Genomic DNA, 13,617 nt, shown 5'->3' on the forward strand with positions numbered 1-13,617 from the left:
CCGAACCGAAACCAGAACCTGTGGCTGCTAAACCCCCAGAACCAAAACCAGAACCCAAAGCCGAACCGAAACCAGAACCTGTGGCTGCTAAACCCCCAGAACCCAAACCAGAACCCAAACCAGAACCAAAACCGGAACCAAAACCGGAACCTGTAGCCGCTGCTCAACCTGCTGCTATAACTACCGAACCCACACTTGAGGGGGGTGTAGATATGCCGGAAGTAGATGTAACAGCGATTAAAGAAAAAGTCCTGGACTTTTTCTCGAATTTACCAGAAAACTTTAGTAAGTTTTTCAGTGAATACTACCGTCCGCTAACAACTGTAATTCTGATTATTGTGTTGTTTGTAACGCTGCGGGTGTTAGTTGGGGTGATTGATATTATTAATCAAATCCCCCTAGTTAAACCCAGTTTAGAAATGGTGGGAATTGGATTCTCTGGATGGTTTGTCTATCGCTATTTACTGCGGAGCGAAACTCGGGAAGAACTGGTTAATAAGTGGCGCGAGTTTAAGAAAGATGTGTTTGGGGAAAATTAATACTGTTTAGAGTGACTATTTATCAGGATAATTATTGCTAACAAATATTTGCATTTATTTACTGGTAAAAATGTTCATTGCAACTCTAATTACACCACGTCAAACATGGTAAATATCAAGTCCGTTTAATCAGTCAATAACACCTAGCTAAAACGGACTTGATACAACTAGAAGTTAGGTAACTTCCGTATATTATGATTCCCCTGTCTTCAACATAAGACAGGGGATTGTTGTAATCGGGATAGCTATTAATCAGCTATTATTCATGATTCTGTAAGTCTCAAATAGCGCTACCAGACCTTCCCCAGGGCCATGGGGATGATAGCCGGATAATTAAAAGCTAATTATAACTATAATATAGTTATCTCAAATTGTGTGATATAAGGAGACAGACTGATGGAAATTGAGCCAACCAAAAGCATAATATTTAGCTCAATCGTGGCAGTTGTTGGGTTATTTGTCAATAGTTCAGGGGTGGCTTATTCTCAGGGTTCTAACCCAACCGTAATGTTTGAAAACGTGACGCTATCACCGAATTTTGAACCAGATCCAATGATTCTTAGGGGACTGAGTGGGGGTCCGGTGAGGAGTCAAGATATTGCGGGTAGAGAGGAAACGCCAACGGGTCCCTGTATCGGTTATGTGGATCAAAAGCCAGACCATACCCTGGTTTTAACTGAGTTTTTTAACCATCTGAGTCTGACGGTTCAAAGCAATGAAGACACGGTAATTGTGGTTAGGGGACCGGGGGGGAGTTGGTGTAATGATGACTTAATTGGTATGAACCCAGGAATTATCGGTCAGTGGTTATCTGGTAGGTATGAAATTTGGGTGGGTTCCTATGAACCTAATAGCTATCACCCATATATAATTGAAATTACTGCTAGGAGGTCTTCTGAGAATTGATCATGATGACCATTGACGCAGTGGATTGATTGGCGATATAGTATCTAATTTTAGGGACCACCGGAACCGGGGTAAAATTCGGATGCGGGTTTAATTTCGGTAACAATAGGTCGCGGATAGGTTCCTGATATTTGCAGTTGATGTTTGGATTTTCTGGCGATTTGTTCCTGTTGGGAATTATGATAAAAAATTGCTGATCGGTATTGTTCACCTCGGTCAGGACCTTGGCGGTTTAGGGAGGTGGGGTCATGAATTTGCCAAAAGACTTCTAATAGTTGTTCGTAGGAAACTACATCAGGATTATATTGAAGCTGTACGACTTCTGCATGACCCGTAATTCTAGCGGCTACGTCTAAATAAGATGGGTGGGGAAAATGTCCCCCCATATATCCGGTGACGGTTTCTATCACGCCGTTGATCTGACTAAATTTGTCGGCGACTCCCCAAAAGCATCCGGCTGCAAAGGTTGCGGTTTCTATCATATTGATGATCAGGGTTTATGGGAATTATGTATTTTGATTATATATCTGATTATATATCTGATTATATAAGTGTTCAGGTAGCTAAATTTGAAAAATTTTGGCGATCGCCTACTCAAAACATCGCCAAACCCGCTACAACAAGATAAGAGAGTTTGATAATTGAATCCTAATGGCAACTTATTTAGTTACGGGTGCTACCGGAGGAATTGGTTTAGAATTTTGTCGTCAATTATGCGATCGCCAAGAAACTGTGATTGCAGTCTGTCGCCATTCTAGCGCCGAATTAGAACAATTAGGGGTGCGAGTCGAGTCTGGGTGTGATATCACCTCCCCAGAAGCCGTCAGTAAGTTAGCCTCCAATTTAAAAGGTAGCACTATTGATGTACTGATTAACAACGCGGGTATTTTAAAGCGTAACACCCTGGAAAACCTGGATTTTGATAGTATCCGCCAACAGTTTGAAGTCAACGCCTTGGGACCCTTGAGAGTCACTCAGGCTTTACTCCCTCACCTCCAGTCTGGCTCAAAAATTGCTATAATCACCAGTCGCATGGGTTCTATTGGTGACAATACCTCTGGGAGTTCCTATGGTTATCGAATGTCTAAAGTAGCCGTAAGTATGGCGGGAAAATCTCTCTCCCATGACTTAAAACCCCGAGGAATTTCTGTAGGTATTTTACACCCAGGCTTAGTCAGAACCCGCATGACTAACTTTACAGGGATTACTCCCACCGAGTCAGTACAGGGACTATTAGCCAGAATTGCTCAACTCAACTTAGATAATACTGGCACATTTTGGCACGCTAATGGTGAGGTACTTCCCTGGTAATCTGTAGGGTAGTTTAATCAGGTAATATTAATGGCTAATCATACTTAATATTACTATCATCAATTTCCGATTCTTGATCAGCTAGGGGTAGCAGAATTTCTACGGTAGTTCCTTGGTTTCTTCCGGGACTGTTTAAATAAATGCTACCCCCCATCATTTCCACCAAATTTTTAGATATCATTAAACCGAGTCCCGTACTTCCTTGAGGATTAGTGTTAGACTCATTTTCTACTTGAAATGCCTCAAAAAGTCGGTGTTGATTTTTCGGCTCAATACCAATTCCGGTATCTTGAACAGTGATAACTGCCATAGTGATTGGGGAGTCGCTGGGATTAGATTTCACCTGTCGCAGTTGAGTAATAATCGTAATATTACCACGGTCTGTAAATTTAATGGCATTACCAATCACATTAATCAAAACTTGTTTTAATTTGTTGGGGTCGGCTTTAATTTTAATGCCTTGAAAAAAATCTTGTCGGTAAAGCTGTAGATTTTTCTTGCGAAAATTGCCGAACTGTAAATAAATAGCAGCGGTTAGAGATGCGTGCAAATCAATAGGCTTTAACTCAATTGAGACTTTCCCCGCTTCAATTTTTGCTAAATCCAAAACCTGATTAATGAGGTTAATTAAATGCAGAGAAGACTGATAGGCTTGTTGCAGCAGTTCGGTTTCTTCGTCACTGTTATCATATAACTCATCAAGTAACAGTTGCAGAGAACAGATAATGCCATTGAGGGGTGTTCGCAGTTCATGGGATGTTTGCCTCAGAAATTCATCTTTGCGGAGATTACTATTGTTAAGGCGGATATTTTCCAGTTCAATATTATTGAATTTTTCGGTTAAATTCTGCAAACTTTTTTCTAGCTGAGTTTGTTTTAAATGCCCCGAATCGCGCAGGTCTTGAATATGATTCTCTAAATCCTGTTTCTCTTGATGCCACTTTTGTTGTTTTTGGTAACTATGCCAAGCTATTCCAGCAGCTCCTAACACGGAAATCAAGCTAATCACAAAAGGCAGCAGATTATGACTCGATAAAAAATAAACAGAGCCATATAATAAAGAAATAACTGTCATCAGACCAAGAGTAGTAATTGTCAGACCAGACCTTGATAATATATTTTGTGTGAGCTTTTTCGGCATCAGTGCTACCCACCAACTCACCACCTGAGTGGTGCCCTTTAGTAAAAATTTACTGTGCTTCTATTCTAGGTGACAAATTCCCGGTTGTCGGTAAATTTAAAGATTGACTAAAATATAGCAAACGTTACTGATTAGGTAGAACCATGAAAGCAGTTTGGCTGGAACATCAGCAACTGGAACTCCGCACCGACATACCCACGCCTACACCGAGTCCAGGAGAGGCATTAGTGCGAGTCCTGCGAGCCGGGATTTGCAACACTGACCTAGAATTGCTTAGGGGATATTATCCCTACCAAGGCATTCCGGGCCATGAATTTGTCGGTGTGGTGGAACAAGGTCCCCCTAATCTTCTGGGACGGCGGGTGGTGGGAGAAATTAACGCCGCCTGTGGGAAATGTAGATTTTGCCTGACTCAACAACCCACCCACTGCGAAAATCGCACTGTTCTGGGTATAGTTAACCGTAATGGTGCATTCGCTGATTATCTCACGCTTCCAGTGCAAAATTTACATTTAGTTCCCCATAGTGTTTCTACGGACGCGGCGACTTTCACGGAACCCATTGCGGCGGCGCTGGAAATTCAGCAACAGCTATCTATTCACCCGGAATGGCGGGTTTTAGTGGTCGGAGATGGCAAACTAGGACAACTAATCGCTCAAACTTTGGCTTTAACGGGTTGTGATTTGTTGGCTGTAGGTCGTCATCGCGACAAGTTACAATTATTAGAAAATAGGGGTATTAAAACGGGATTTGCTGATGCTGTAGTTGACAGGAGTTTTGATTTGGCGGTAGAATGTACTGGCAATCCTGAAGGATTTACGATCGCCCGTCGGAGTTTGCGATCGCGTGGTATTCTGGTCTTAAAAAGCACATATACGGGAAATTTGACTATTGATGTATCTTCTCTGGTGGTAGATGAGATTACTTTGCTAGGTTCCCGCTGCGGTCCTTTCGTTCCGGCTTTGCAACTGCTGGCAGAATTTCGGGTTGATGTGGAACCTTTGATTCAGGCTAAATATTCCTTAGATGATGCGATCGCTGCCTTTAACCATGCTCAAAAGCGGGGAACTTTAAAAGTTTTGGTTGATGTGGCAGGGTCTTGATCTTCTAGGTTATTTGGATTCGTAGTCGGGACAGTCGATCGCTTTTTCGGAAAGGGCTATAGTTGGTTGGACGGGACATTTAAGGCGATAATCTCCGGTAAAAAAGCTACAGTTAGCACAGGGGATTTGATGCATGATTTTAGCTCTTTTGATGGTCTGGGCGATCGCTGCTCCGACATTCCAAATCGTGAGGAACATCAACCCCCAAGCGACGACAAAGCATATAGGAACTAAAAAAGGTTCAATAGCCTGAATGAGAAACTGTAAAAATCTCAACACGGTCAATACCTTCTGCTATAAGAATCTGTGAATGAATTAGGGTGAGTTTACCAGTGCTGAGAGTTTCGCGCTTTGAGTAGTTATTAGCTCAACTCAAATCAACCACTGGTACTCCCTTATAGGCGAAGCTGACTAAGCCTATCATGGGAGTATGATGGGAAGTTTATATGATAGCATATCATGGAATTATATCATAGCCCGCAGTGATTGTCTAGGTTTCTAGGGAGAATTCAAGCGATGGTGTAGTGTTCGCAGTTGACTGAGACGTTCTTGGGTGATCATTTCTAAAGCCTTATGCCAATTTTCTTGAGTGAGAGTAGGGGGAGATTCTGAAGCTAAGGTAATATTTCCCGGAACCGAAGGGACTAAGGCGCTATATTCAGGGGGGGAAGAGGGTTCTGTTGATTCTCGGCATTTTTTCCAGGCGAGGAATTGCACAAACGCCTCAAGTTCTTTAATTTCCGGTTCAGACATTTGTTGAATGGTGGCAATAGTTTCGGGCTGTAAGTGTAGAATATTCATGCTATCCAATAAAATCATCAAATTCTTGTCGTAAACGATAAATTACCGTCTCGCGATCGCACTGATTAATAATCTCTTGAATGACGGTATCAATACCATATTCCCCCCAAGTGCAACCCTGTTCTAAGTAAACCTGGGCGGCGCGACCGACAACATAAGTACCATAACCAGCGATCGCAGCTTGAGTAATAGCGGCTCCTGCATAGCCGGGAAAATTAGCCACTAATCCCGCGCCAGTTTTGCCGATTCCTAGGAGTAAACCACTACCGATTTCACCCAATAAAATCGCCCCAGAGCTGGCCAAAATTTGCCGCCATAATTTCCCGGCCTCATAACTGGTAATAGGCAACCCATACAACTTAGCCAAGGCGCGAATTAACAGCAAATCGGCGAAAAAAGCGCCCGCGACATCTAAAAAGGCGACGGGATTGATAGCGACGGCTATGGCTTTATATTGGGTAAACTTCCAGATTAAATCTTCGGCTTCGGCACGGTGTAAACGAACAGTCTGGCGTGCGATCGCTCGGTCAGCTTCCCGCGCTTGAACCAAAGCATTTAAAGCCAAAAGCGATCGCCCTTCCCGATAAACAATAGTAGCGATCGCCCGCTGTAACTCTTGAATTTGAGGCGGTGGCGACTCCCATTCCTGAGTAGTGCGGCCATTTGGCCATTCTACCCGCACCTGTAGGGGGGTAGGTTCAGCAGCGACCCGGACAATTTCTATAGAGGAGGGAACCATAGCCGAACCCCTCACCGCCAACTTTTCCAAATTCCGATAAATCGCCTCCTGTTCAGATTCTGGGTAAAGGTCAATCTTGTTAAATACGATAATCAAAGGTTTTTGGGTACGTTTTAACTCTGCGATCGCCTCATACTCGGTGCGGGTCAAATCCCCCGACACCACAAACAGAATCAAATCCGCCTGACGGCTAACCTCCCGCGCCATTTCACCCCGAATCTGGCCCGCGACTTCATCAAGTCCAGGGGTATCGATTAACTCCACATCAATGGGTTCTACTTCCCGTATTTCTTCCGGTCTCACCGTCCAGCGCACAGACCGCGGCCATTGCGTGACCCCGTGAGTTGGTCCAGTTTGTAGGACTCGCTGACCCAACAAAGCATTCAAAACCGCCGACTTTCCACGACTAACCAAACCAAAAGCGGCGATCCGAATTAACCCCTGGTCTAGTTTTTCCAAATTAGCAGCCAGAGTATCAAGCTGTTCCTGTACTGTAGCTTGTAGTTGGCTACCCCGTGGGTCTGGTTGGCGGCGCATTTGACCATAACGCTTTAACGCCTGCTGTAAACTGCTGCGCGCACGTTGGAAATGGGCGGTGGATGGGTCAGATCGAGACATTAGGCGAGAATCTCCTCTAGGGCTGGTTTCACCGTAGAATATTGATATGGAAAATTGTAGGATTGGGGGCGTAATGGTAACACCTGTTGGCCTTCTAATACTACGATAGCAGCATCTCCTAATAGCATTTCCAGAGCAAAACTAGGCACAGGCAACCAGGAAGGACGATTCATAATTTGACCCATTTGTTGGCATAGTTCGTTCATGCGGATCGGGTTAGGGGCGGTAGCATTAAGAACCCCCTCAACTTGGGGATTTTCTAAGCTGAAGCGAATTAGATTAACTAAATCGCTAATATGAATCCAGGAAAACCACTGTTTACCGCTGCCCAGGGGTCCCCCGGCAAATAGTTTAAAGGGGGTGAGCATTTTGCCCAAAGCACCTCCCATACCGAGTACAATACCAAATCGTAGGATCACTAAACGGATATCACTGTTTTTCACCGGGGCGGCGGCTGCTTCCCACTGCTGACAGAGGTTGGCTAGGAAATCGTTTCCTGGGGGGCTGCTTTCGTCAAAGGTGGCTGTTTCACTGGTTCCGTAGTAGCCTATGGCGGAGGTACTGACTAAAACTTGAGGTTTAGGGGTGGCTTTGGTGCAAGCCAAGACAAGTTTTTCGGTTTGGATAACTCGACTTTGGTATAGTTCCTGTTTCCGGGCTTCTGTCCAACGTTCATCGGCTATGGGGGCTCCGGCTAGGTTGACTACACCATCACAGCCTGCGATCGCATCTTCCCATGAACCTGACTCGGTGGGAGTATAGCCCACAATCTCTAGTTGGGGGTAGTTGGCTACGGGAAACACCCGCCGCCCTCTGTCCGGGTTACGGGTAAGCACGATAATTTGATAACCTAGGGAGTGGAGTTGTTGGACCAGATGTGAACCCACAAATCCGGTGGCTCCTGTAATTGCTACTTTCATGAACTCAACTAATAATTAATAATTAATAATTTTTAACTGCCAAGTGTCAACTGTCAACTGTCAACTATCAACTTTGAACATGACCTTAAAAAAGTCTAAACTGATTATGGCTACTGTGGCGATCGCCTTTACGGGGACGGTGGCGGCGTTGCTTTATCTGCGAACCCTGCGAGTAAGGGTTTATAGCCCAGAAGACAGCGTTCGATTGGTTCCTGAAAATGCACTCATGGCGGTTTTTGTTACCCCTAATCCATCGGCACTCTATTATTTAAGAAAATTTGGTAATCAGCAGAGTAGGTATCATATAAATCAGTTTTTGTCAAGTATTAAACAACAGAGTTTAGCCGGAACTTCCCTAAATTTTGACCGAGATATTAAACCTTGGCTAGGGGGAATTTTAGTGAGTGTGTTGCCCTCAGAAAAGTCGGAAGATGCTGATCTACTCATGATATTAGCTATTAAAAATAATTGGCGGGCTAACCAGTTTATGAGTCGGCTAAATGCGGAAGTCAGTGTGTCAGGAAAACCGCCACAATACCGGGGTATTACTATTTATGAATATGGGGAGGATAGTGGTAAAATATACCATATAGCTAGAGTGGGCGATCGCCTGTTAGTAGCAGCTAGTCCCGAACCCATCCAAAAAGCGATCGACACGAGTTTTGGAGAACCTAACTTAGCCGAATTGTGGAAAGGTATAAACGCAGCCGAAACCGCCAATCAAGCCACAACTGATATTAGTTATCCCTTGTCCGCAGCACCATTTCCTACCGAATCCCACATGGTTCCCATGCCCTTAATCACTATTTTTGTGGCAGACTATAACCTATTTTTAGACAAATTATCCGAGTTTTCCGACTCGTCTTGGGAATCTTGGAGTCGGGTATCTAAATTAGCCCCAATTAAATCTGCCATGGTGAGTTTAGGGGTAGAACCAACAGGATTTAGGATGAGAGGGATAATGCAGCAGAGGCGATCGCCAACCCCCGTTAACTCCTCCCCCCAAGTAGGTCAAATTCTTTCCAGATTTCCCTCAGAAACTGTTGCTATGGTGAATAGTCAGGGAATTAATGCACTGTGGTTAAAATTGGTTGACCAAAGCCAAATTGATCCCAGTATTCAAGACATGGTAAAACAGATAAGGTATGGATTGGCCGCTATTGAACTTGATGCAGATGAGGAAGTATTTGGTTGGATGGATGGAGAATTCGCCCTGGCGGCGATCGCCTCCGAAAAAGGGATTCTCGCCCCCCTGGGATTAGGCGGCGCATTGGTCTTAGAAACCAGTAATCAGGCGATCGCCCAAAACACCTTAGACCAACTTGATGAGATTATCGCCCAAAGTAATCCCCCCGTTAACGTCGAACAGCGAACCATTGAAGGGATCGAAGTAACCGAATGGAATGACCCCCAACAAGGAACTCTGTTCGGACATGGATGGCTAACCCCTAATCTCCTATTTGTCGCCTTTGGTGGTCCTGTCGTTGAAGCCATGACTCAGGTTCCTAATCCATCCCTAACAGAAACAACCCGATTTCAGAAAATTACCAAATCTTTACCAGAACCATTACACAGTTATGTTTACTTAGATATGGAAAACCTACTGTCCTGGGCGACAAGCTACCTTCTAGCTGCGCCTGCTGTCGCCCTACCAAGGAGAACCATTAGCCTACTTAACTCAGTCCAAGGAGTTGGTATCAGTACCACTCAACCAACCGATGATCATATCGCTATTGAGGTACTTCTGACCCTAAAACCTAGAAGATACTGAGATGAAGATAGTTGAATTTATTTCCTCAAAATGAGCTGAAAATTATGCGGATCCTAATTTATTCCTACAACTACTATCCTGAACCCATTGGTATTGCTCCCTTAATGACTGAACTGGCTGAAGGTTTAGTTAAACGGGGTCATCAAGTGCGGGTAGTTACCGGAATGCCTAATTATCCAGAACGTCGCGTTTATCCAGAATATCAGGGTAAATTTTATCTGACTGAACAGAGAAATGGCGTAGAAATTCAGCGGAGTTTTATTTGGATTAAAGGACCTAAACCAGGCTTAAAAGCTAGGTTGATGTTAGATGGGAGTTTTATTACTACCAGTATTGTACAAGCATTTAAAGGCTGGAAACCTGACGTGATTTTTGCCACAATTCCCCCGTTACTTGTATCTTTGCCTGTGGCTGTATATGCGAACATTAGACGCTGCCCGGTCGTGTTAAATCTTCAGGATATGGTCTCGGAAGCAGCCATGCGGGTTAAGTTGGTTGAGGGGGATAGCTTCGTGTTGAAGACCGCCCGCAAAGTCGAAGAATTAAGTTATAAAAATGTGAGTCGAGTTAGTGTAATCGCTGAGGGATTTAGGGATAATTTATTACGGCAAGGTGTCCCCGCCGATAAAATTGCCTATATTCCTAATTGGGTGGATACCAAGTTTATTCATCCTTTGCCTAAAGAAAACAACCCCTTTAGGCAAGCCCACGGATTAACCGATAAATTCGTGGTGCTTTATTCTGGCAATATTGCCCTAACTCAAGGGATGGATACTGTGATTAAAGCAGCCGCTAAACTTCAGCATATTAGTGACATTGCTTTTGTGATTGTAGGGGAGTATAAGGCTTTGGCAAATCTCCAAGAGTTATGTAAGGTTCATCAGGCAGATAATGTGTTATTACGACCCTTTGAACCCCGGGAAAAATTGCCGGAAATGTTGGCGGCGGCTGATGTGGGTTTGGTGGTGCAAAAACGAGATGTCACGGCGTTTAATCTACCTTCAAAAATTCCCGTGATTTTGGCTAGTGGTAGGGCGATCGTGGCATCGGTTCCAGATACTGGGACGGCTAAGGTGGCTGTCATCAAAAGCGGCGGCGGGGTGGTGGTTCCCCCGGAAGATCCCCAGGCTATGGCTGATGCGGTCTTGAAATTATATGGCGATCGCCACTTAGTCGAGGCCTTGGGTAAGCAGGGCCGTAAGTTCGCCGAGGAAGAATTTAGCTTTGATTTAGCTTTGAGTAAATATGAAGCCCTATTTACCGAGGTCAGCAACTCTCGTTAACAGCTAACACCGGATACCTGCACACCGGATCTTCATTCGAGTTGTTAGAATGATCGCATCCGTCCAACCTGTCACTAATGGGGGAATTTTATCGCTTAATGTTTAATAATAGCCATAGTCAATATGCACCAGATGGGTCTACTACCCTTACGGGTCGGGTTGATGACCCCACCCTAGCTACAGCGATCGCGGCGGCGATCGCTGCTGATGATCGCAAAGCCGACAACATTACACTGCTGAAAGTTACTGAAGTTTCCTACTTAGCAGACTACTTTCTGATTGTCACCGGGTTCTCAAATACTCAGGTTAGGGCCATTCATCAAGCCATTATCCAGAAAGTAGAAGAGGAAAACCAGCGACAACCGCTGCGAATTGATGGTCAAAGCGAAGGTTCTTGGATAGTGGTAGACTATGGTGATGTCATGATCCATATTTTGCTACCAGAGGAACGAGAGTTCTATAATTTAGAAGCCTTCTGGGGTCATGCTGAAAAAATTAGCTGGTCTGCACTGACTTAAACCCTAAGCCCTAAAAATACTTATGAGAAAGGTTTCTGTTTCAGTCTGCCCCGTCCCCCCAGAACAACTTCCCATCAATGAATATCAGGAACTCCAAGAATCTTGGTTTTTTAGTTGGGTAACATTACCATGGCCGAAATATCTGGGCAAGTTAGCAACTGTGTGGCTATGGTCCAGTGTAATTTTTGCCCCCGTCGCGGCTGCTAGTTTTGCCCCCCAACGGAGTCCTGTCCATTTTATTTTGAGTGCGGGCGCAGGTTCCACTCTGTTTCTGGCCTTGGTTTTGCTGCGGTTGTATTTGGGATGGTGGTATATCCGATCGCGTTTAATTAGTCCAACGGTTTTTTATGAGGAGTCGGGATGGTATGACGGTCAAACTTGGGTAAAAACTCCTGAATTTATCACCCAAGACCGGTTAATTATTACCCATCAGGTGCAACCCCTCCTATACCGACTTCAACAAACCTGCTATGGTTTAGGGTTGGTTGTGGCTATGGGAGGGATGATTTGGATCGGCATTTAAAATTATTATTGATTCGGAAAATATGACAAGGGGAAAACGTACACACACAGCGGAATTGGAAGTTAAATTGTTGCGCGAGGGGATTACAGAAGCCGTCCATCGCATTCAAGCCGCCGTTTGTGATAACCGGGGTAAACTTCTGTTTCTGGCTGGTAGTCCAGACACTTCTACTTTTGTTCGGTCGGCTTTGAAGCCCTTTCAGGCTTTGGCAATTACTACCACTGGCACTTTAGAACGTTATGATTTGACTGACCGTGATTTGGCGATCGTTTGTAGTTCCCATCACGGACAGATTGAACAGGCTAGACAAGCCTTTAATATTCTGTGGCGCTGTGATATTGACCCTTCTCATCTACAATGCCCTATTCCTCAAGGTAAACGTAGCCCCCTTGAACATGGTTGTTCTGGGAAACACGCCGGAATGCTGGCCGTCTGTCGTCAACGTCACTGGCCTTTGGAGACCTATCTACAGCGTAAACACCCCGTGCAACAATTGATTATCTCCAAGCTGGGAGAACTTTTGGGTATTCCCGGAGATGAGTTTGTCGGCGCTAGGGATGATTGCGGAGCCCCAACTTATCAGATGGAATTGTCTCAGATCGCGACTTTATATGCTCAGTTGGCTTCCGGTGATAATTTGGACATGGAACGCATTGTCCGATCTATGACCCATCACCCCGAGTTTGTCGCCTGTGAGGGACATTTTGATACCGAATTGATGCGATTAACACAAGGGGAACTCATCAGTAAGTCTGGGGCTGAGGGAGTCCAGTGCGTGGGTCGGGTCGGTGAAGGTATGGGATTGGCGATTAAGGTTATGGATGGGGCGAATCGTGCTAAATATGCGATCGCTATTCATCTACTCACTCAGATGGGTTGGATTACTCCCACAATGGCTGAAAACCTCGCTGATAAGTTCATGAGTCTCAATAATTTTAAGCGCTTAGAGGTTAGCGGAGAATTAATTATGATTTAGGGGTTGCAATTTCTCCGCTGTTGGTTTATACTGTATTCATACAGCGCGGGGTAGAGCAGTCTGGTAGCTCGTCGGGCTCATAACCCGAAGGTCAGTGGTTCAAATCCGCTCCCCGCTATTAAACCGAAAACGTTGATATATCTACTGTGGCGGGAGTTGCCTATAATGGTTATCCTACCTAATTACTCAGATATTACTCATAAGCTAGTCCTAACACAGGAAAATAATTCTCTCAATAGGATGATTACTCAGTCAACAAGCACAACTTAATCAATCTGTCAAATACCCATATCACTCCCATAACCGGACGCTGATAGGGTGGTTCCCTTGTGATACCCGTCAAGGGCAAGCCTATCGGTTCGTTCGTCACCATTGACTGCTATCACGGCGGTCACTTCCCCAATAGTGCTTGTTCCGGTTATGGGGGGAGGGTATGTTTCAAAGCCAACACGATAGCCGTAGGTAGCG

Annotated in this window: 16 protein-coding genes and 1 tRNA gene; 10 read left to right on the plus strand and 7 right to left on the minus strand. The window is 44.8% G+C overall.

Features of this window, described 5'->3' with window-relative positions; all coding sequences use genetic code 11:
• Together P5683_RS06295 and P5683_RS06300 are read left to right on the plus strand one after the other, a co-directional pair.
• Nucleotides 1–539, plus strand: a 539-nt coding sequence (locus P5683_RS06295) for a CAAD domain-containing protein (protein ID WP_315669427.1), incomplete at its 5' end; no start/stop codon positions are given.
• Between the two features lie 396 nt (nt 540–935).
• Entirely contained in the window at nt 936–1,445 is a 510-nt protein-coding gene (locus tag P5683_RS06300; RefSeq protein ID WP_006669927.1) for a hypothetical protein, read from the plus strand.
• Between the two features lie 50 nt (nt 1,446–1,495).
• On the opposite strand, the gene msrA is transcribed toward P5683_RS06300, so the two are convergent.
• Nucleotides 1,496–1,927, minus strand: a complete 432-nt coding sequence (msrA, locus tag P5683_RS06305; protein WP_006620508.1) for a peptide-methionine (S)-S-oxide reductase MsrA — start codon at nt 1,925–1,927, stop codon at nt 1,496–1,498.
• A 169-nt stretch (nt 1,928–2,096) separates the two neighbouring features.
• On the opposite strand from msrA, the gene P5683_RS06310 reads away from it, so the two are divergent.
• Nucleotides 2,097–2,756 (plus strand): SDR family oxidoreductase, encoded by a 660-nt coding sequence (locus P5683_RS06310; protein WP_006620510.1) that lies wholly within the window; start codon nt 2,097–2,099, stop codon nt 2,754–2,756.
• Between the two features lie 34 nt (nt 2,757–2,790).
• On the opposite strand, the gene P5683_RS06315 is transcribed toward P5683_RS06310, so the two are convergent.
• Entirely contained in the window at nt 2,791–3,831 is a 1,041-nt protein-coding gene (locus P5683_RS06315) for a sensor histidine kinase KdpD (protein WP_006669928.1), read from the minus strand.
• A gap of 209 nt (nt 3,832–4,040) precedes the next feature.
• Between P5683_RS06315 and P5683_RS06320 the strand changes: the two genes are divergently transcribed.
• Nucleotides 4,041–5,000, plus strand: coding sequence for an alcohol dehydrogenase catalytic domain-containing protein (locus P5683_RS06320; protein ID WP_006620512.1), 960 nt, complete (start codon nt 4,041–4,043; stop codon nt 4,998–5,000).
• 9 nt (nt 5,001–5,009) lie between these two features.
• Here the strand turns inward: P5683_RS06320 and P5683_RS06325 are convergent, their stop codons facing one another.
• From P5683_RS06325 to P5683_RS06340, 4 genes are all read right to left on the minus strand, one after another.
• Nucleotides 5,010–5,279, minus strand: coding sequence for a hypothetical protein (locus tag P5683_RS06325; RefSeq protein WP_006620513.1), 270 nt, complete (start codon nt 5,277–5,279; stop codon nt 5,010–5,012).
• 219 nt (nt 5,280–5,498) lie between these two features.
• Nucleotides 5,499–5,819: a hypothetical protein gene (locus tag P5683_RS06330; RefSeq protein WP_006669929.1), complete on the minus strand. Its 321-nt coding sequence runs from the start codon at nt 5,817–5,819 to the stop codon at nt 5,499–5,501.
• Nucleotides 5,803–7,158: a GTP-binding protein gene (locus P5683_RS06335; protein WP_315639534.1), complete on the minus strand. Its 1,356-nt coding sequence runs from the start codon at nt 7,156–7,158 to the stop codon at nt 5,803–5,805. The genes P5683_RS06330 and P5683_RS06335 overlap by 17 nt, the downstream gene beginning before the upstream one ends.
• Entirely contained in the window at nt 7,158–8,078 is a 921-nt protein-coding gene (locus P5683_RS06340) for a TIGR01777 family oxidoreductase (protein WP_008049569.1), read from the minus strand. The genes P5683_RS06335 and P5683_RS06340 overlap by 1 nt, the downstream gene beginning before the upstream one ends.
• Nucleotides 8,079–8,157: 79 nt before the next feature.
• Between P5683_RS06340 and P5683_RS06345 the strand changes: the two genes are divergently transcribed.
• From P5683_RS06345 to P5683_RS06370, 6 genes are all read left to right on the plus strand, one after another.
• The gene (locus P5683_RS06345) at nt 8,158–9,849 is read left to right on the plus strand and encodes a DUF3352 domain-containing protein (protein ID WP_315641779.1); all 1,692 of its coding nucleotides are present in this window, start codon (nt 8,158–8,160) and stop codon (nt 9,847–9,849) included.
• A 44-nt stretch (nt 9,850–9,893) separates the two neighbouring features.
• On the plus strand, nt 9,894–11,132 hold the full coding sequence (locus P5683_RS06350) for a glycosyltransferase family 4 protein (RefSeq protein WP_315639536.1): 1,239 nt from the start codon (nt 9,894–9,896) through the stop codon (nt 11,130–11,132).
• Between the two features lie 77 nt (nt 11,133–11,209).
• Complete coding sequence (gene rsfS, locus P5683_RS06355; RefSeq protein WP_006620519.1) at nt 11,210–11,650, plus strand: ribosome silencing factor; 441 nt, start codon at nt 11,210–11,212, stop codon at nt 11,648–11,650.
• A gap of 22 nt (nt 11,651–11,672) precedes the next feature.
• Complete coding sequence (locus P5683_RS06360) at nt 11,673–12,173, plus strand: CGLD27 family protein (RefSeq protein ID WP_006620520.1); 501 nt, start codon at nt 11,673–11,675, stop codon at nt 12,171–12,173.
• 22 nt (nt 12,174–12,195) lie between these two features.
• Complete coding sequence (locus tag P5683_RS06365; RefSeq protein ID WP_006669933.1) at nt 12,196–13,149, plus strand: asparaginase; 954 nt, start codon at nt 12,196–12,198, stop codon at nt 13,147–13,149.
• A 44-nt stretch (nt 13,150–13,193) separates the two neighbouring features.
• A tRNA-Met gene (locus P5683_RS06370) sits at nt 13,194–13,267 on the plus strand.
• A gap of 160 nt (nt 13,268–13,427) precedes the next feature.
• Here the strand turns inward: P5683_RS06370 and P5683_RS06375 are convergent.
• Nucleotides 13,428–13,617: hypothetical protein (locus tag P5683_RS06375; protein WP_315639537.1), on the minus strand; the 190-nt coding region annotated here is incomplete at its 5' end.

The sequence above is a fragment of the Limnospira sp. PMC 1279.21 genome (assembly GCF_032349615.1).
Taxonomy (GTDB): Bacteria; Cyanobacteriota; Cyanobacteriia; order Cyanobacteriales; family Microcoleaceae; genus Limnospira; species Limnospira fusiformis.

What these genes read in the sequence shown, in the direction of transcription:
- P5683_RS06315 (WP_006669928.1), bottom strand. Translation starts at nt 3,831, where the DNA reads ATGACAGTTATTTCTTTATTATATGGCTCTGTTTATTTTTTATCGAGT.
- P5683_RS06365 (WP_006669933.1), top strand. Translation starts at nt 12,196, where the DNA reads ATGACAAGGGGAAAACGTACACACACAGCGGAATTGGAAGTTAAATTG.
- P5683_RS06320 (WP_006620512.1), top strand. Translation starts at nt 4,041, where the DNA reads ATGAAAGCAGTTTGGCTGGAACATCAGCAACTGGAACTCCGCACCGAC.
- P5683_RS06310 (WP_006620510.1), top strand. Translation starts at nt 2,097, where the DNA reads ATGGCAACTTATTTAGTTACGGGTGCTACCGGAGGAATTGGTTTAGAA.
- P5683_RS06300 (WP_006669927.1), top strand. Translation starts at nt 936, where the DNA reads ATGGAAATTGAGCCAACCAAAAGCATAATATTTAGCTCAATCGTGGCA.
- msrA (WP_006620508.1), bottom strand. Translation starts at nt 1,927, where the DNA reads ATGATAGAAACCGCAACCTTTGCAGCCGGATGCTTTTGGGGAGTCGCC.
- P5683_RS06330 (WP_006669929.1), bottom strand. Translation starts at nt 5,819, where the DNA reads ATGATTTTATTGGATAGCATGAATATTCTACACTTACAGCCCGAAACT.
- P5683_RS06360 (WP_006620520.1), top strand. Translation starts at nt 11,673, where the DNA reads ATGAGAAAGGTTTCTGTTTCAGTCTGCCCCGTCCCCCCAGAACAACTT.
- P5683_RS06350 (WP_315639536.1), top strand. Translation starts at nt 9,894, where the DNA reads ATGCGGATCCTAATTTATTCCTACAACTACTATCCTGAACCCATTGGT.
- P5683_RS06345 (WP_315641779.1), top strand. Translation starts at nt 8,158, where the DNA reads ATGACCTTAAAAAAGTCTAAACTGATTATGGCTACTGTGGCGATCGCC.
- P5683_RS06335 (WP_315639534.1), bottom strand. Translation starts at nt 7,158, where the DNA reads ATGTCTCGATCTGACCCATCCACCGCCCATTTCCAACGTGCGCGCAGC.
- P5683_RS06340 (WP_008049569.1), bottom strand. Translation starts at nt 8,078, where the DNA reads ATGAAAGTAGCAATTACAGGAGCCACCGGATTTGTGGGTTCACATCTG.
- rsfS (WP_006620519.1), top strand. Translation starts at nt 11,210, where the DNA reads ATGGGGGAATTTTATCGCTTAATGTTTAATAATAGCCATAGTCAATAT.